The sequence below is a fragment of the Enterococcus sp. 3C7_DIV0644 genome, assembly GCF_002141235.1.
GTDB classification, from domain to species: Bacteria; Bacillota; Bacilli; order Lactobacillales; family Enterococcaceae; genus Enterococcus_D; species Enterococcus_D entomosocium.
This window is the reverse complement of the sequence record NZ_NGLK01000001.1, coordinates 213,009-230,322: the sequence shown is the minus strand read 5'-3', so window position 1 is coordinate 230,322 and position 17,314 is coordinate 213,009. Positions and strand designations below refer to the sequence as shown.

General features: G+C 41.9%; 14 protein-coding genes and 1 pseudogene. 10 read left to right on the top strand and 5 right to left on the bottom strand.

What is annotated here, in order from left to right; translation table 11 throughout:
• Position 1 precedes the first annotated feature (1 nt).
• Both A5877_RS01110 and A5877_RS01105 read left to right on the top strand, forming a co-directional pair.
• Positions 2-646, top strand: a complete 645-nt coding sequence (locus tag A5877_RS01110) for a class I SAM-dependent methyltransferase (protein ID WP_086316187.1) — start codon at positions 2-4, stop codon at positions 644-646.
• Between the two features lie 12 nt (positions 647-658).
• Positions 659-1,114, top strand: coding sequence for an S-ribosylhomocysteine lyase (locus A5877_RS01105; RefSeq protein ID WP_008382180.1), 456 nt, complete (start codon positions 659-661; stop codon positions 1,112-1,114).
• A 94-nt stretch (positions 1,115-1,208) separates the two neighbouring features.
• On the opposite strand, the gene A5877_RS01100 is transcribed toward A5877_RS01105, so the two are convergent.
• Complete coding sequence (locus A5877_RS01100) at positions 1,209-1,964, bottom strand: Tat pathway signal sequence domain protein (protein WP_086316186.1); 756 nt, start codon at positions 1,962-1,964, stop codon at positions 1,209-1,211.
• Positions 1,965-2,069: 105 nt separating this feature from the next.
• Positions 2,070-2,612: a hypothetical protein gene (locus tag A5877_RS01095; protein WP_086316185.1), complete on the bottom strand. Its 543-nt coding sequence runs from the start codon at positions 2,610-2,612 to the stop codon at positions 2,070-2,072.
• A 390-nt stretch (positions 2,613-3,002) separates the two neighbouring features.
• Here A5877_RS01095 and A5877_RS01090 point away from each other — a divergent pair.
• Positions 3,003-3,242: pseudogene (locus A5877_RS01090) on the top strand (hypothetical protein).
• A gap of 52 nt (positions 3,243-3,294) precedes the next feature.
• Here A5877_RS01090 and A5877_RS01085 read toward each other — a convergent pair.
• Both A5877_RS01085 and A5877_RS01080 read right to left on the bottom strand, forming a co-directional pair.
• Positions 3,295-4,032: an amino acid ABC transporter ATP-binding protein gene (locus A5877_RS01085; protein ID WP_005235668.1), complete on the bottom strand. Its 738-nt coding sequence runs from the start codon at positions 4,030-4,032 to the stop codon at positions 3,295-3,297.
• Between the two features lies 1 nt (position 4,033).
• On the bottom strand, positions 4,034-6,187 hold the full coding sequence (locus A5877_RS01080) for an amino acid ABC transporter substrate-binding protein/permease (RefSeq protein WP_008382186.1): 2,154 nt from the start codon (positions 6,185-6,187) through the stop codon (positions 4,034-4,036).
• 270 nt (positions 6,188-6,457) lie between these two features.
• Between A5877_RS01080 and uvrB the strand changes: the two genes are divergently transcribed.
• From uvrB to whiA, 7 genes are all read left to right on the top strand, one after another.
• Positions 6,458-8,449 (top strand): excinuclease ABC subunit UvrB, encoded by a 1,992-nt coding sequence (uvrB, locus tag A5877_RS01075; RefSeq protein WP_086316184.1) that lies wholly within the window; start codon positions 6,458-6,460, stop codon positions 8,447-8,449.
• 13 nt (positions 8,450-8,462) lie between these two features.
• The gene (uvrA, locus tag A5877_RS01070; protein ID WP_086316183.1) at positions 8,463-11,279 is read left to right on the top strand and encodes an excinuclease ABC subunit UvrA; all 2,817 of its coding nucleotides are present in this window, start codon (positions 8,463-8,465) and stop codon (positions 11,277-11,279) included.
• Positions 11,280-11,587: 308 nt separating this feature from the next.
• Positions 11,588-12,841 carry a carboxylate--amine ligase gene (locus A5877_RS01065; RefSeq protein ID WP_086316182.1) on the top strand — a complete coding sequence of 418 codons (1,254 nt, stop codon included), beginning with the start codon at positions 11,588-11,590 and terminating at the stop codon, positions 12,839-12,841.
• 3 nt (positions 12,842-12,844) lie between these two features.
• Positions 12,845-13,555 carry an amino acid racemase gene (locus A5877_RS01060; RefSeq protein ID WP_005235674.1) on the top strand — a complete coding sequence of 237 codons (711 nt, stop codon included), beginning with the start codon at positions 12,845-12,847 and terminating at the stop codon, positions 13,553-13,555.
• Between the two features lie 113 nt (positions 13,556-13,668).
• Entirely contained in the window at positions 13,669-14,559 is an 891-nt protein-coding gene (rapZ, locus tag A5877_RS01055) for an RNase adapter RapZ (RefSeq protein WP_005235675.1), read from the top strand.
• Positions 14,556-15,557 (top strand): YvcK family protein, encoded by a 1,002-nt coding sequence (yvcK, locus tag A5877_RS01050; protein ID WP_008382192.1) that lies wholly within the window; start codon positions 14,556-14,558, stop codon positions 15,555-15,557. The genes rapZ and yvcK overlap by 4 nt, the downstream gene beginning before the upstream one ends.
• Before the next feature lie 18 nt (positions 15,558-15,575).
• Positions 15,576-16,511: a DNA-binding protein WhiA gene (gene whiA, locus A5877_RS01045; RefSeq protein WP_005235679.1), complete on the top strand. Its 936-nt coding sequence runs from the start codon at positions 15,576-15,578 to the stop codon at positions 16,509-16,511.
• Positions 16,512-16,599: 88 nt separating this feature from the next.
• On the opposite strand, the gene A5877_RS01040 is transcribed toward whiA, so the two are convergent.
• The gene (locus A5877_RS01040) at positions 16,600-17,115 is read right to left on the bottom strand and encodes a DsbA family protein (RefSeq protein WP_005235682.1); all 516 of its coding nucleotides are present in this window, start codon (positions 17,113-17,115) and stop codon (positions 16,600-16,602) included.
• Between the last annotated feature and the right edge of the window lie 199 nt (positions 17,116-17,314).

The window sequence follows — 17,314 nt, the reverse complement described above, 5'->3', positions numbered from 1 at the left end:
GATGGGCAGAGAGTTTATTCCAATTTTTTCTGACTGGGCAGCTGAGTACGATGAAACAGTTGCAGGTAAGGATGAAGAATATCGAGCGGTTTTTTTCAAATATGAACAGTTACTAGCTGAAATTGCTGAAAAGGCAGGGCGGTCTGTGGTAGAATTTGGTAGTGGAACTGGAAATCTAACACAAGCTCTACTTGATCAAGGGAAAAACGTGCTGGCAATCGAGCCATCGCCAGAGATGCGGCGGATCGCCAAGTCAAAACCCAGTCTTTCTAAAGTGACTTTTGTAGATGGTGATATGGAGATTTTTCCTGAAATCACGGATGTAATCGATACGATCGTTTCTACCTATGTTTTTCATCATCTTACGGAGGACGAAAAACAACGGGCAATCGGCAAATATGCGGCGATGCTGCCAAAAGGCGGGAAAGTGCTTTTCGGGGATACGATGTTTCTTTCCCTAGCCCGAAAAATGGAGCTAATCGATGAAGCGCGGCAAGCTGGACACCAGCGACTAGCCGCTGATCTGCAACGGGAGTACTATCCAGTTACTGCGGATATCGAACGATATTTTCGCCAACATGGGTTTACCAGTCGTTTTAAGCAAATCAATGAGTATGTTTGGCTTGTGGAAGCACAAAAAGAGTAGGAGAGAAGTACAATGAAAATGAATGTTGAAAGCTTTAATTTGGATCATACGAAAGTCAAAGCACCTTATGTACGGGTTGCCGATAAAAAACAAGGAACAAATGATACCATCATCAAATATGATGTTCGTTTGAAGCAGCCGAACCAAGCACATATGGATATGGCAAGTCTGCATTCTTTAGAACATTTGACGGCAGAGTTGATTCGTAATCATGCAGATTATATCGTGGATTGGTCACCCATGGGATGCCAAACCGGCTTCTATCTGACTGTCTTGAATCATGACGATTATGAAGAGATTTTGACAGTCCTAGAAAAAACCATGAAGGATGTTTTGCAAGCAACTGAAGTACCTGCCAGCAATGAAGTGCAATGCGGTTGGGCGGCGAACCATACCTTAGAAGGTGCGCAAAAATTAGCGCAAGAATTTCTTGATGAACGTGACAATTGGTCGACCGTTTTTGCCTAAACAAAATAGAAGTAGAAAAAAGGTGCCTGCGTTTGTATTCGCGGACGCTTTTTTTGTTAATCCCGCAAAGAGAGGGGGATTCACTATTTTTCGTTTATGGTTCTACCGCTTGGACGGTGATGCCGACTCCATTCGGATTGTAGGTATGACTAATGTAAAACTCAAATCCTTCATGAACAAAGAAAAGTCTCCGAATGGCGCTAACGTCCCTGATGTGAGCATCTAAACCATACTGTACGATCAATGTCTCTTTGATCTCCTCAACATCAGCCTCTTTCTCGAATTGTGAGAAATCAATACCGAAAAATTCTGGGACATCAACCAATGTGATTTTCGCTAATCTTTCATTACCAGAATCATCAAAGTCAAAATCAAAGCTGATTTTGGACAGTTTGTCCCGTGAACCTAAAGGCACTCTTTTTGTCTCGAGAGCGCTGCTATCAACCATCATTGATAACAAATCAATGGCTGAATCAGGTAAGCGAGTGGTTACTTTTCTTACTTCATCAACCATTGCTCCTTGATCGGGAGAAAAAACTTTTCTAGTCTCTTCTGTGACGATCACATTTTCGCGGCGCCGCTTTCGGTTGATGGCACTGCGCTCTTGGTTTACCCGATCACTACGTTTGATGAGATCGAGGCCAAGATCGCTGATGGACTCAGGGGAAGGTCTTTCTTCCAGTAAAGCAGTTAAGTAATCGATCTCTAAAAACTGCTCGTAGGCAGCTGCCGGCTGGTTTTCGCTGTAGAAGAGGGCAGCGCCAAGCAAAAAACAACTGATACCCAAAGAAAGCAAAAGGCTTCTTCTGCTATGCTCCCGGATTTTTTTTCTAAGTCGACTCAGTTTCATTTGATCCTTCAACTCCCAAGTTTTTTAGATGACTTCTGATAAAAGTGGTGATTGAATTTCATCCTGCGTTTTACCAATATCAGTCACGTGAGATCGCTTAATGGATTACTCAATTTCTGATTCAGAAAACTGATCATGCCAGGCCACATCAGAAACGGTTCGGTTAATAAGAGTGACAATGATTGCTCCACCATCGGAATTGATCCAGGCATTGGATTCCACACCTACGACTGCTAGTCGCCAAGAAGGAAGGCCACCCATGGTTTCAAGAACTTGATCGCAAGACATTCCTATTTGCAGTTGATGGAGCAAGTCTTTGTTGACTGTTCGATTCCACCGTCGCGGCAGCCCGATCTGCAATTGTTCACAATACGAAAATTGAGGGGCAGCTGTTTCGGTACTGCTCTGAGCTTGTGCAACGTCATCAGGAGAATGAGTTGTTTCTGATGCGGGTTCTGATGCATGGTTCTCAGTTCTGGAAGAAGAAGCTCTGGTTTCTGAATCAGCTGACAAAGATTGAGAAGACGACGTTGCTTCTGGTGAAAAACTGCTTTTGGTGTTGTCATCCATGATTTCGTCAATCAAGGTACAGCCAGTGAGAAAGAGGGAGAGTATCATTAGTGGGAAAAATAAAATGATGGTTTTCATAAGATAGGTTCCTCCAAAATGATTTTATTGGCCTTACTTTGTTATTTTAATGTTGGTTTTTTATTAGGAAAACCCCGTCATTTGCTATAAAATAAAAAAGAAAAATGTTTGTATACCTATTTTGGTTTGGAGGGAGTGTTGTTTAATAAGTGTAACATGTTGCTTCTGATCTGGCTACTTGATTTCAAATGTCCTTTCATGGTTTTAGTAAAATTAGTATCTGCAGCTTACGATGGTGAAAAGGAAATGTTATAATAGATTTAACTACTCAATAAAAATTTGCTATTTTAAAGGTGAACCCTGTTTACTCTTACCAGGTCAACAGGAATCAGCATACCGTTTGCTAAGAATTTATGTAAGGATTCATAACAAGGAGAGGAGGGAATGAAGATGAGCATCTTAAAGCAGTGGCAAGCAAAACATCAAGCGAAAAAAGAAGCAAAAAAACAAGCGTTACGTTAAAAAAATGCGCAACTTCGTGCAGCAGGGAAAGAGCCATTGAAGGGTTGGGGAAAGATGGTTGATACTGGCGTCGGAGGGGCGAACAAAGCCAACCCTATCGATACAAAAGTATTTTTAGGTGAAAATCAAAAGCGGATTTCAGAAGAAACCAAACGAAAAAATCAATAAAAAAAAAGACCTCTGCAACAGTCCGAGAAAAGAGCTGTTGCAGAGGATTTTTTTAGATATTCAATACTTTGTCTAAGAAATCTTTCGTACGATCGTGCTTAGGGTTGGAAAAGATTTGCTCAGGTGTACCGTCTTCCAAGAAATTACCGCCATCAATAAACATCACACGGTTTGCTACTTCTTTGGCAAAGCCCATCTCATGAGTAACGATTACCATGGTCATTCCTTGTTTTGCCAAATCCTTCATAACATTGAGTACATCTCCAACCATTTCTGGATCGAGGGCGGAGGTTGGTTCATCGAACAACATCACATCGGGATTCATTGCTAAGGCTCTAGCGATTGCCACCCGTTGTTTTTGTCCTCCAGACAGATTGTCCGGGTACATGTCTTTTTTATCTGCCAAACCCACCGTCTCTAATAAACGAATCGCGTTTTGTTCCGCTTCTTGCCGAGAAGCATTTTTTAGATCCATTGGAGCTAAAATAATATTTTCTAAAACCGACAAGTGAGGGAAGAGATTGAAATGCTGAAACACCATGCCGATATGTTGACGAACAGCATTGATATTGGTGTTTTTATCCATCAGATGTGCGCCGTCAACGATAATATCGCCGCTGGTTGGTTCTTCTAAGCGGTTCAAACAGCGTAAGAACGTCGATTTCCCAGATCCTGAAGGGCCGATCACACAAACGACTTCTCCTTCAGCGATTGAAACATTGATATTGTTCAATACGGTATTGTCGCCGTATTTTTTTACAAGATTTTCAACTAAGATTTTTTCTTTCATGCTATTTCACCTTCTTTTCTAAAACTTTTGCAAGTTTCGTTAAAGCTGTGATCACGACTAAGTAAATAATTGCGATGATCAAGTAGACATAGGTACTTTGTGTGGTTCGTGCAACGATGATTTTCCCAGTTTGCAATAATTCTACGACTCCAATAACCGAGATGATCGTTGTATCTTTCAACGAGATAACGAATTGGTTAACGAAAGATGGAATCATGATTTTGATCGCTTGCGGTAAAATGATTTTCTGCATTGTCCGAGTGTAGGTCATCCCCAAACTACGAGAGGCTTCCATCTGACCTTTTGGCACCGCGTTGATCCCACCACGGACGATCTCAGCGATATAGGCACTGGCATTTAAGGTCAATGTAATGACCCCAGCAGCAAAGTCCGGAATCGTGATACCAATCGCATCGGAGAGGCCGAAGAAGATGAAGAAAGCCAATACCATCATAGGAATACCACGAATGATGTCAACATAGATTCCTGCAAAAACCCGCAATGCTTTGATTGGAGCAACACTAAATAGTCCAAAAATGATTCCGATCACTAATGCTAAGGCAAAAGAAATCAATGCTAGTAAAAGGGTATTCCATAATCCTTTTAACAAGACGTTATAGTTGTTGCTGATCAAACCAGTGATCGTTGATTCATCCACTCGTTTTTCTGTGGCAGATCCATCTTCAATGTATTTATTGATGATTTGATCGTACTCCCCAGTCCGTTTCATTTCTTTCAATGCTTCATTGAACATTTGGATCAGTTCAGGATTTTGGCCTTTTTTCACCGCAAAACCGTACTGACCACCAGATTCTTTTTCAATCGGTGTCACTAGTTTTTGTCCTTGGCTGATGGCATAACCAATCACTGGATAATCATCCATCATGGCATCAATTTGTCCGCCGTTAACAGCCGCATATAATTGATCGGCAGCATCATAATATTTGATCGAATAGCCATATTTCTCTTCGTTGGCGATCAAGAAGTCTGCACTTTCTGTCCCAACTTTTGCACCGACGGTTTTTCCATCTAAATCTTCATAGGATTTGATGGAATCATTGCCTTCTTTTACAGCAATCTGAATACCACTTTCAAAGTAAGAATCAGAAAAGTCATAGGATTGACGACGCTCATCAGTGATTGTCATCCCAGCGATCATCCCATCTGCTTGGTTACCATCCAACGCTTGCAAAGCTCCGGAAAAACCGATGAAATTGAATTCGATGTTGAACCCTTGCAATTCTGCCGCCCGGTTCATTAAATCAACATCGATCCCTACATACTCATTGTCTTCATTTTGGAATTCAAATGGAGCGAAGGCTGAGTCACTGGCAATTCGGTAAACATCTTTCTTTGGTTCGACTTTCACCATTTCACTAGTGCCTGCATCTGTATCAGACGTTGTGATGTAAGTATTGACGATTTCGTCGTATTTGCCGGAAGCTTTCATATTGGCTAAACCAGCGTTGAATTTTTCAAGGAGTTCTTGATTTTGGCCTTTTCTGACGGCAAATCCGTAAGAAGCGCCTTTTTCAGGTTCGCCGACAAGCTTCATTGGTTCGCCATTGTTGATAGCATAGCCAAGCACTGGATAATCATCAAAAGCGGCTGCCACAGTACCATTGCGTACAGCGCCATATAGTCCAGTAGCGTCATCATATAATTTGATGTCGTAGCCATATTGGTCTTTATTGCTTTCTAGAAAGCGGGCACTTTCGGTACCAACCTTTGCACCGACCGTTTCGCCTTCAAGATCCTCGTAGCTAGTAATACTGTCATTGTCAGCAGCTACTGCCATTTGAATCCCACTATCGAAATAAGGATCAGAGAAATCAAAGGTTTCTTTACGTTCATCTGTGATACTCATCCCAGCGATCATGCCATCTAACTGATTTGATTGCACGCCTTGAATGGAGGCGTCAAAACCTAAAGGACGTAAATCAACTGCAAAACCTTGATCTTCTGCGATCGCATTTAATAAATCTATATCGATCCCAACGTATTCATTATTTTCATTTTGGAATTCGAAAGGAGCAAATGTTAAATCTGTTCCTATCTTATACGTAGTTTCCTCCGCACTTGCTGACTTTACTGATAGCGTAAAAATGCTGATAATCAGCGCGATTAAAGCGAAGGACATGTGTTTTCTTTTCAAGAAAATTCCCCCTTTAGATATAACGTATTTATAGATTATATGGATTTTTTCTTCAACACACAAGTCTTTCTCTTTAAAAATATGACAAAATCGTTTAAACCTCACATCAGATGTTAGAAAATCAAACATGTTAAGTTATGCTTAATCGCATGAAACTTTCATAGCAAATGATGGCGAAAGTATGTTCGCTATGATATACTTATTTATGGAAAAGCGGCAGCGAGTTTTTCTTTTTTTGTTGTCGTTTAGAATAATCGAGGGGGAATGAAGATGATCGAAAGAACAACTTCCCATGAATTTGACTTAGTATCAAAATATCAACCAGCTGGGGATCAACCAGAAGCGATCCATCAATTGGTTGACGGGGTGGTCGGTGGAAAAAAAGCACAGATTTTGTTGGGAGCCACTGGGACCGGTAAGACTTATACGATTTCTAATCTAATCAAGGAAGTCAATAAACCGACATTGATCATTGCCCATAATAAAACACTGGCTGGACAATTATATGGCGAGTTCAAGGACTTCTTCCCAAATAATGCAGTCGAGTACTTTGTCAGTTACTATGATTACTATCAACCAGAAGCGTATGTTCCTTCCAGTGATACATACATCGAAAAAGACTCCAGTGTCAACGATGAAATCGATAAGCTCCGTCACTCGGCGACAAGTTCTTTATTAGAGAGAAACGATGTGATTGTTGTAGCTTCTGTCTCTTGTATTTTCGGTTTAGGTTCGCCGATCGAGTATGCAAGACAAGTTGTTTCTTTACGAGTAGGGATGGAAAAGTCTCGGGATCAACTATTAAAAGAATTGATCGAGATCCAATTTGAACGAAACGACATCGATTTTCAACGGGGGCGTTTTCGCGTGCGCGGCGATGTTGTGGAGATTTTCCCAGCTTCTCGTGATGAGCGAGCGTTACGCATTGAGTTTTTTGGCGATGAAATCGATCGGATTCGTGAAGTCGATGCCTTGACGGGCGAGATCATGAGTGACACCGAACATGTGTCGATCTTTCCGGCAACCCACTTTGTGACCAATGAAGACCATATGGAACATGCGATCGCTTCAATCCAAAGTGAACTCGATGAACGACTGAAAGTTTTGCGAGCAGAAAATAAGCTGCTGGAAGCACAGCGTTTAGAGCAGCGAACCAACTATGATATTGAGATGATGCGAGAAATGGGGTATACCTCAGGAATCGAAAACTACTCTCGCCACATGGATGGACGAAAAGAAGGCGAACCGCCTTATACGTTATTGGATTTCTTCCCAGATGATTTTCTATTAGTAATCGACGAATCACATGTAACGATGCCCCAAGTTCGTGGGATGTATAATGGTGACCGTGCTAGAAAACAAATGTTAGTGGATTATGGCTTCCGTTTGCCTTCTGCACTGGACAACCGTCCGTTACGCTTGGAAGAATTTGAGAAACATGTCAATCAAATCGTCTATGTGTCAGCGACACCTGGCCCCTATGAATACGATCAAACCGATACCGTCGTTCAACAAATCATTCGACCAACTGGTCTGTTAGATCCGGTGATCGAAGTACGACCGATCATGGGTCAAATTGACGACCTCGTGGGAGAAATCAATGAGCGCGTCGAGCGAAATGAACGGGTCTTTGTGACGACCTTGACGAAAAAAATGTCTGAAGATTTGACGGATTACTTCAAAGAATTAGGGATCAAAGTCAAATACTTGCACAGTGACATCAAAACATTGGAACGAACAGAGATCATTCGAGACCTGCGCCTCGGTGAATTTGATGTACTGGTCGGAATCAACTTACTGCGAGAAGGGTTAGACGTGCCGGAAGTTTCTCTGGTTGCGATTCTTGATGCCGATAAGGAAGGCTTCCTGCGCAGCGAACGCTCCTTAGTCCAAACCATTGGACGGGCAGCTCGAAACTCTGAAGGAAAAGTAATCATGTACGCTGATAAAATGACTGATTCGATGCAGCGAGCGATCGATGAAACGGCGCGACGCCGAAGTATCCAAGAAGCCTACAACGAAAAACATGGGATCGTACCGAAAACCATTATTAAAGAAATTCGCGATCTGATCGCGATCACAAAAGTGGCAGAAGAGACCGGTGAATACACCACGACTTCTTATGAAGAACTGAGTCGTGAGGAAAAAGCAACCTTGTTGCTGAAGCTAGAAAAAGAGATGAAAGATGCTGCGAAAGCATTGGATTTTGAAACGGCTGCTACCTTAAGAGATACTATTCTTGAGCTAAAAGCTGCTGATTAGAAGGAGAAACACTATGGCAAATGATAAAATCGTGATCCATGGGGCACGGGCCCATAATTTAAAAAATATCGATGTGACGATTCCCAGAGACCAACTCGTTGTTGTTACTGGTCTTTCGGGTTCAGGGAAAAGTTCCTTAGCTTTTGATACGTTGTATGCCGAAGGACAACGCCGATATGTAGAAAGTCTATCGGCGTATGCCCGTCAGTTTTTAGGTCAAATGGATAAACCAGACGTAGATAGCATTGATGGACTTAGTCCAGCGATTTCTATCGATCAAAAAACCACCAGCAAGAACCCGCGATCAACAGTAGGGACGGTTACTGAAATCAATGATTATCTGCGGCTTCTTTACGCTAGAATCGGTCACCCGATTTGTCCAAATGATCACATCGAGATCACTAGTCAGTCGGTTGAGCAAATGGTGGATGAAGTTTTGGTATTACCAGAACGTACCAAGATCCAATTGTTGGCACCGATCGTTTATCAAAAGAAAGGGCAGCACAAAAAAGTCTTCGAACGTATCCAAAGAGAAGGCTATGTAAGGATGCGCGTAGACGGTGAAGTCTATGATGTTTCTGAAGCGCCTGAATTAGAAAAAAATAAAAAGCACGATATTGCCATCATCATCGACCGGATTGTTGTGAAGGAAGGCATACGTTCACGCCTGTTTGATTCTTTTGAAGCGGCATTACGGTTAGCGGACGGCTATGCGGTAGTCGATGTGATCGGCCAAAAAGAAATGCTCTTCAGTGAACATTATTCTTGTCCTTATTGCGGTTTTACGGTTGGAGAATTAGAACCACGCCTCTTTTCATTCAACGCGCCTTTTGGTGCTTGTCCAGACTGTGATGGTCTTGGCGTGAAGCTAGAAGTCGATGTCGACTTAGTGATTCCCGATCAAAGCAAAACGTTGCGTGAAGGCGCACTATTGCCATGGAATCCAATCAGTTCACAATATTATCCGCAAATGCTGGAACAAGCCTGTCAAGAATTCAATATCGATATGGACACACCATTTGAAGAATTGCCAGAAGAACACAGAGATATTATCTTGAATGGTTCGAATGGGGAGATGTTCCATTTCCATTATGAGAATGATTTTGGTGGGGTGCGTGATGTTGAGGTCGCTTTTGAAGGGATCTTACCAAATATCAAACGCCGTTATCATGAAACCAACTCTGATTTTACCCGTGATCAAATGCGTTTGTATATGACAGAGTTGACTTGTAAAACCTGTCATGGCTATCGCTTGAACCCTCAAGCGCTGTGCGTGCAAGTCAATGGGAAGCATATTGGTGAAATGAGTGAGATGGCGATCAACAATGCCTTGAACTTTGTCGAAGAATTGAAACTAACGGAACAAGAGCAAATGATTGCACGTCCGATCGTGAAAGAAGTCGATGATCGTTTAAGCTTCTTAAAAAATGTCGGATTGGACTATTTGACCTTGAGTCGTGCGTCAGGCACACTCTCTGGTGGGGAAGCGCAACGAATTCGCTTGGCAACACAAATCGGCTCCAATTTGTCTGGGGTGCTTTACATTCTTGATGAGCCATCGATCGGTCTTCACCAACGAGACAATGATCGCTTGCTAGATTCATTGCGGAAAATGCGTGATCTCGGGAATACCCTGATTGTCGTTGAGCATGACGAAGACACGATGCGGGCAGCAGACTACTTGATCGATGTCGGTCCGGGTGCAGGACATGCAGGTGGCGAGATCGTCGCTGCAGGCACTCCCGATGAAGTCGCTGCCAATGAGTCTTCTTTAACAGGTCAATACTTATCTGGAAAACGAGAAATCCCAACACCGACGGAACGCCGCAAAGGCAATGGTGAAAAGATTCGTGTGACCGGTGCCTCTGAGAATAACTTGAAAAACATTTCGGTCGATTTTCCATTAGGAAAGTTCGTCGCAGTTACAGGGGTCTCTGGCTCTGGTAAATCAACATTAGTCAATGAAATTTTGAAAAAAGCCTTGGCGCAAAAAATCAATCGGAATTCGAACAAACCTGGCCGCTTTAAAACCATTACTGGTTATGAAGCTATTGAGAAATTGATCGATATCGATCAGAGCCCGATTGGTCGGACACCTCGAAGCAATCCGGCAACATATACCAGTGTCTTTGATGACATTCGTGATTTATTTGCTAAAACCAATGAGGCGAAAGTCCGTGGTTATAAAAAAGGACGCTTTAGTTTTAATGTAAAAGGTGGACGCTGTGAAGCATGTAAAGGGGACGGAATCATCAAGATCGAGATGCACTTCTTACCTGATGTCTACGTACCTTGTGAGGTTTGTCATGGCAAACGTTATAACTCAGAAACGTTAGAAGTTCATTACAAAGGAAAAAACATTTCGGAAATCTTAGATATGACCGTGGAAGATGCAGTGGAATTTTTCCAACATATTCCCAAAATCCATCGAAAATTGCAAACGATCGTCGATGTCGGTTTAGGTTATGTCACTATGGGACAACCAGCGACTACTTTGTCTGGTGGGGAAGCGCAACGGATGAAGCTTGCCAGTGAACTGCACAAAAATTCCAATGGCAAGAGTTTTTATATCTTAGATGAACCGACGACTGGTCTGCATACGGATGATATTGCCCGTTTGTTGAAAGTTTTGGAACGATTTGTCGACGCTGGCAACACCGTTTTAGTGATCGAACACAACTTAGATGTCATCAAATCAGCGGACCATGTGATTGACCTAGGTCCAGAAGGTGGCGAAGGCGGTGGCACGATCATTGCAACTGGTACACCAGAAGAAATTGCTGCGGTTTCAGACAGCTACACCGGTCATTATTTGAAAAAAGTCCTTTAAGCAGATGAAAAAGCACTCACTTTTTCACTTGTCTGTCAATAGGTTTCGCTAAAGTTTAAGGAAGCGTGAAATATCTGCAAATTTCATGATAAGGGCTTGAAATCAAAATTTTATTTGATAGAATAGCAATAGGTATACGTATATTCGCATTGAATAAACTGCCTATAAGTTCTATCCGTTCAAAGTGGGAGAAAGCAATCAAAGATAGATACTTTGATTGCTTTTTTCTTTGTGGTATTATAATTCTATTGTAATCAAACGAAACGAGAGAGGTCGTTTTTCGTATTCAAAAGAGAGAGTGATTTTTGATGAGTCAGGAAAATTTTCTTCCCATATTATTAGGAAGCGATATGAATGTTTATGGTATGGCCAGAGCGTTCCACGAAGCATATGGTATTCAATCAGTTGCCTATGCAGGCGCCGAACTTGCACCAACCCGCTTTAGTAAAATTGTAAAAATCAATCAAGTGGAAGGTTTTGACCATGATCCCGGATTCACTGAGACGTTGATCAAGTTAGGAAAAAATACTTACAATGATCCTGCAATGAAATATTTGTTGATTCCTTGCGGCGATGGTTATGCGGAACTGTTGGCGAAGCATAAAGAAGAATTGGCGCCCTATTATACCTTTATCGCTAACGATTATTCTTTACTAAAAAGGTTGATCAACAAAGTAAGCTTTTACGAAGTCTGCGAGGAATATGGCTTGCCTTATCCTAAGACCTTCATTTTAATGCCTGAACTGTTGACGGAAGGAACGTTCAAAGGAGAGCTGCCTTTTGATTTTCCTGTGGCATTGAAACCGGCAAATAGTGTAGCATGGCTGTCAGTTGATTTTGAAGGACGCAAAAAAGCCTTTATTATTGATAATCGAATAGAATTTGAAGAAATCGTTTCTCGCATTTATCAAGCGGGTTATCAATATGAAATGATCGTCCAAGATTTTATTCCCGGTGATGACAGCAACATGCGGGTTTTAAATGCCTATGTTGATGAGAATCACGAAGTTCGCGTGATGGGCTTAGGTCATCCTTTACTAGAAGACCCAACCCCTGGAGCTGTTGGGAATTACGTAGTGATCATTCCAGACGAAAATGATCAAATTTATCAAATGATCCGTAAGTTTTTAAAAGAGATCGAGTATGTTGGATTTGCCAATTTTGACTTGAAATATGATGCGCGAGACGGGCAATATAAACTATTTGAAATCAACTTGCGTCAAGGAAGAAGCAGTTTCTTTATTACCTTAAGCGGATTGAATTTGGCAAAGTTTATCACTGAAGATTTAGTCTTCGAAAAACCTTATACAGAAACGGTTTATGGCAAAGCTGACGCGCCAGAAGCGAAATTATGGCTAGGGGTACCAAAAAACATCTTCTTGACTTATGCAAAAGAAAATCCTGCGAAAGAACGAGCAAAAAAATTATTAGCAGAAAATCGCTGGGGAACGACCGTCTTTTATAAAGAAGACTTATCTCTGAAGCGTTGGATTCTGTTAAAGAGAATGTTCCATCTATACAACAAACGATTCAAAACGTATTTCCATACGAAAGAAGGCTAGAAGATGGAGAATTTTTTTAGTATTTTAGGCGGCATGGGAACGTTAGCGACGGAAAGTTTCGTCCGCATTTTAAACCGACGGACACAGACCCATAAAGACCAAGATTACTTGAACTATGTTTTATTCAATCATGCGACAGTCCCGGATCGGACGGCATATATTTTAGACAATACGTTAGAAAACCCTGTTCCTTATTTAATGGACGACATCGAAAAACAAAATTTATTAAAGCCAAATTTTATTGTGTTGACTTGTAACACAGCGCATTATTTTTTTGATGAGTTGCAAGCGGCTACTGAGATTGAGATTTTGCATATGCCTCGTGAGGCAGCGAAAGTCGTTTTTGAAAAAGGCGTCACTGGAAAAGTGGCCTTTCTTGGGACAGAAGGCAGTGTCAAAGCCGGCATCTATGAGAAAGAATTGCGCCAGTTGGGACTTGATGTCTATCTCCCAGAGCCAGCGATCCAAAAAAAGGTCAATACATTGATCTATGATCGAATCAAAGAAAATGATCATCTGGATCAAGAACTTTACTTTGAGATACTGGAAGAAGTCACCGAACGCATCGGCTGTGAAAGCGTAGTACTTGGATGTACCGAGTTATCCTTGATGGATGAATTTGTGACTGACAATCCTTATCCAGTCGTGGATGCCCAATCCATTTTAGTTGATCGGACGATTGAAAAAGCATTGGCAAATCGCCAAGCAATCTAAAGCTGATAGCGACGTTAGCGGCATTTTTTGAGCTAACGTCTTTTTTTATGCCGGTGTTCCAATGATACGCCCGGCATGATATAATAGAGTTGTTTCAGAAAGGAGTTTTACCTATGACTGAAGTGGATCATTTAGAATTGGTCATTATTACTGGGATGAGCGGAGCCGGCAAAACGGTCGCGATCCAGAGTTTTGAAGATATGGGGTACTTTTGTATCGACAATATGCCCCCAAGCTTGATCCCTAAATTTTGGGAACTGATCAAAGAATCAGGAAAAGTGACAAAAATTGCCTTAGTTGTCGATCTGCGTTCAAGATCGTTTTTTGAAGAAATCCAAAGTATGCTGATCGATATTGAAAACACGAATTTTATCGACACACGGATGCTCTTTTTAGATGCATCGGACAATGAATTGGTGTCAAGATATAAGGAAACGAGAAGAGCACATCCATTAGCGATGGATGGCTTAGTTACGGAAGGCATTCGCAAAGAGCGAGCGATCTTAAACGATTTGAAGACGCGTGCCAGTATTGTTATCGACACAACGACGTTGACCCCTCGGCAACTGAGAGAAAAAATCAATCAAGAATTTCGTGCTTCTCATGAGACAGGGTTTCGTATTGAAATACTTTCGTTTGGCTTCAAGTATGGCTTGCCGATCGATGCTGATATCGTGATGGATGTTCGTTTCTTACCGAATCCCCATTACATTCCAGAGTTGCGTCCTTTAACGGGTAAAGATGAACCCGTGTATGATTACGTCATGTCTTTTCCAGAAACGGAAGAATTCTATCAGCAATTTAGTACACTGTTGCAAACGATCATGCCAGGCTATGTCAAGGAAGGTAAAAGCAGCTTGACGGTGGCTATCGGCTGTACTGGGGGTCAACACCGTTCGGTTGCATTATCGGAGCGCATCGGGGCGGTTTTGGCAGAAGACTATCGCGTCAATATTACTCATCGCGACAAAGATAAGCGCAAAGAGACGGTGAATCGTTCATGAAAATGAAAACGTACCGGATCAGAAAGCCGAAGATCGTTGTGGTAGGTGGCGGAACTGGGTTACCAGTCATCCTGAAGAGCTTGCGGAATCAAGGTGTCGACATCACAGCGATCGTTACGGTCGCTGATGATGGCGGTAGCAGCGGCGAGATCCGCAATTTGGTTTCCTCTATTTCACCACCGGGGGATCTGCGCAATGTTCTGGCGGCTCTATCTGATATGCCGCAATTATATAATGATATTTTTCAATACCGTTTTAAAGCGGAAGACAAATTTTTAGCCAATCATGCCCTTGGGAACTTGATTATTGCGGCGATTGCTGAAATGCGTAGCAGTACCTATGAAGCCATTCAAATTTTGTCGAAAATCATGCATATCGATGGACGAGTATATCCTTCCTCAGATCTGCCATTGGTGTTGCACGCTGTTTTTAAAGACGGCACCGAAGCGGTAGGAGAGTCCAAAATCGCGGTTGATCGCAAAACGATCGAACGGGTCTTTGTTCGTAATCAAGAAAATAATGATGAGCCGAAAGCAGCTCGTAAAGTTGTTTCTTCAATTATGGAGGCAGATATGATCGTCTTGGGTCCTGGTAGTCTCTTTACTAGTATTTTGCCCAATCTCATGATCAGCGAGATCGGCCAAGCAATGTTGGAAACACAAGCTGAAACGGTTTATATTTGTAATATCATGACCCAAAAAGGTGAAACCGAACACTTTAGTGATGCCGACCATGTGCGAGTCTTGCATAAGCATTTAGGCAAACCCTTTATTGATACGGTGTTAGTCAACACCGAGAAAGTTCCAGAAGGATATATGGACCCAGAGATTTATGATGAATATCTTGTACAAGTGAAACACGATTTCCAAGGACTGCGAGAAGAAGCCAGCCGTGTCATTTCAGCTGACTTTCTGGAGCTTAGAGATGGCGGAGTTTTTCATGACGGAGATAAAGTGATTGAAGAACTTCTACGTATCGTTTACGGGGCCAAAATCTAAGAAAGGAGGGATTTTTTTATGTCCTTTGCAGCAGAAGTAAAAAAAGAATTGACTGCATTAGAAGTTCATCGCGAACATGCCAAGGCAGAACTGGCAGCTTTGATTCGGATGAATGGGTCATTAAGTATCAACAACCAGCAATTTGTTTTAAACGTTCAAACAGAAAACGCGGCGATTGCCAGACGTATTTACTCTTTACTAAAAGATCATTACGACGTGCGCAGCGAGTTGCTGGTCCGTCGCAAAATGAAATTAAAAAAGAACAACGTCTACATCGTTCGTTTGAAGCAAGAGACAAAGCGCGTGCTTTTGGACTTAGATATCATGGATGGGCTGATGTTTCAAAGCCATGTTTCTGATGAGATCATGGGCAATACTCAAAAAATGCGTTCCTATTTACGAGGGGCTTTCATGGCATCAGGATCGATCAACAATCCAGAAACCAGCCGCTATCACTTAGAGATTTATTCCATCTACGAGGAGCATAACCAAGATATTTGCGATATGCTAAACGCATATGGTTTGAATGCCCGTGCATTAGAACGTAGAAATGGGTATATTTCTTACTTGAAAGGCGCTGAGAAAATCGCTGATTTTTTGACACTGATCGGTGCCACCAATTCCATGTTGAAATTCGAGGACGTGCGGATCGTGCGAGACATGCGTAACTCAGTCAACCGTTTGGTGAATTGTGAAACCGCCAATATGAACAAAACGATCGACGCTGCTTCGAAGCAGATCGACAATATCGAGTTTATTCAAGATCGAGTTGGCTTGCAAGCTCTACCTGAAAAGCTGCAAGAAATCGCCGAATTACGTTTGGAACATCCCGAGGTCAGCTTGAAAGAGCTAGGAGAAATGATTCCATCAGGAGCGATCTCGAAATCAGGGATCAATCATCGCATTCGAAAAATCAACGAATTTGCCGATCATCTTCGTGAACAAGTCAGCTAGTCGAATGGAATAAAAATGAATCAAAAGAGCAGGAGCAGATTTGACGTGGATGTTCGCGTCAAATCTGCTCCTGCTCTTTTATTTGTGGTTACTCATTGATCAATGCAGTTAATTCCTCAGCAGTGATCGATTCATCAAAAATGTGCCCATCTAAGATAATCGTTGGCACAAATTGAATGTTGGCGTTTTTCGCTTCTTCCACAATTTCTCCGGCGATCGCAGGATGATTTTGTTCAGATAGCCCTAAGGTATTTTTCGCATATTCTGCCACTTCATTTAAAGATAAATGACCCCATTCGTCTTGTGTTTGATAAATTTTTGTAATCTCAGCGATCGTTGCCTGAGGATCTGTACTGGAAACAAACCGATGCATCACATTGCCTCGTTGCAATGATTCTTTTTCTTTGTCGAATAATTTGATGACACGGCGTAGTTTCCCAGCTGTGACAGCTTCACTTAAGGTCGGTAACGATTCCTCAAACCATTGCCGACAATAAGGACAACGCAAATTCATAAATTCGACGATCGGTTTAGCGGAAGGGTCTCCGATATGTATCCCTGTTACCGCATTTGTTTCTTGTGCTTTGATGATTGAAATATCCATTAAGATTCCTCCTTTTTCTTTTAGTTTACCGAAGTTTCTACTGAAAGAAAAGCCTCAGGTCTTTTGATCCGAGTCTGTGAAATGAGGAGGAAAATTAGCTAAATACTATGTATTTCGTTTCACGAAATAAAGAAAATTACCCAGCCGGTGCTTTTATATTCCTTGATTTTCAGCTATAATGAATTGTGTTTTATTGTGC

Bases quoted from the DNA above. Each gene is read 5' to 3' on its own strand.
- A5877_RS01065 (WP_086316182.1), top strand. From the start codon at position 11,588: ATGAGTCAGGAAAATTTTCTTCCCATATTATTAGGAAGCGATATGAAT.
- A5877_RS01100 (WP_086316186.1), bottom strand. From the start codon at position 1,964: ATGAAACTGAGTCGACTTAGAAAAAAAATCCGGGAGCATAGCAGAAGA.
- A5877_RS01060 (WP_005235674.1), top strand. From the start codon at position 12,845: ATGGAGAATTTTTTTAGTATTTTAGGCGGCATGGGAACGTTAGCGACG.
- whiA (WP_005235679.1), top strand. From the start codon at position 15,576: ATGTCCTTTGCAGCAGAAGTAAAAAAAGAATTGACTGCATTAGAAGTT.
- yvcK (WP_008382192.1), top strand. From the start codon at position 14,556: ATGAAAATGAAAACGTACCGGATCAGAAAGCCGAAGATCGTTGTGGTA.
- uvrB (WP_086316184.1), top strand. From the start codon at position 6,458: ATGATCGAAAGAACAACTTCCCATGAATTTGACTTAGTATCAAAATAT.
- A5877_RS01040 (WP_005235682.1), bottom strand. From the start codon at position 17,115: ATGGATATTTCAATCATCAAAGCACAAGAAACAAATGCGGTAACAGGG.
- A5877_RS01105 (WP_008382180.1), top strand. From the start codon at position 659: ATGAAAATGAATGTTGAAAGCTTTAATTTGGATCATACGAAAGTCAAA.
- rapZ (WP_005235675.1), top strand. From the start codon at position 13,669: ATGACTGAAGTGGATCATTTAGAATTGGTCATTATTACTGGGATGAGC.
- A5877_RS01110 (WP_086316187.1), top strand. From the start codon at position 2: ATGGGCAGAGAGTTTATTCCAATTTTTTCTGACTGGGCAGCTGAGTAC.
- A5877_RS01095 (WP_086316185.1), bottom strand. From the start codon at position 2,612: ATGAAAACCATCATTTTATTTTTCCCACTAATGATACTCTCCCTCTTT.
- uvrA (WP_086316183.1), top strand. From the start codon at position 8,463: ATGGCAAATGATAAAATCGTGATCCATGGGGCACGGGCCCATAATTTA.
- A5877_RS01085 (WP_005235668.1), bottom strand. From the start codon at position 4,032: ATGAAAGAAAAAATCTTAGTTGAAAATCTTGTAAAAAAATACGGCGAC.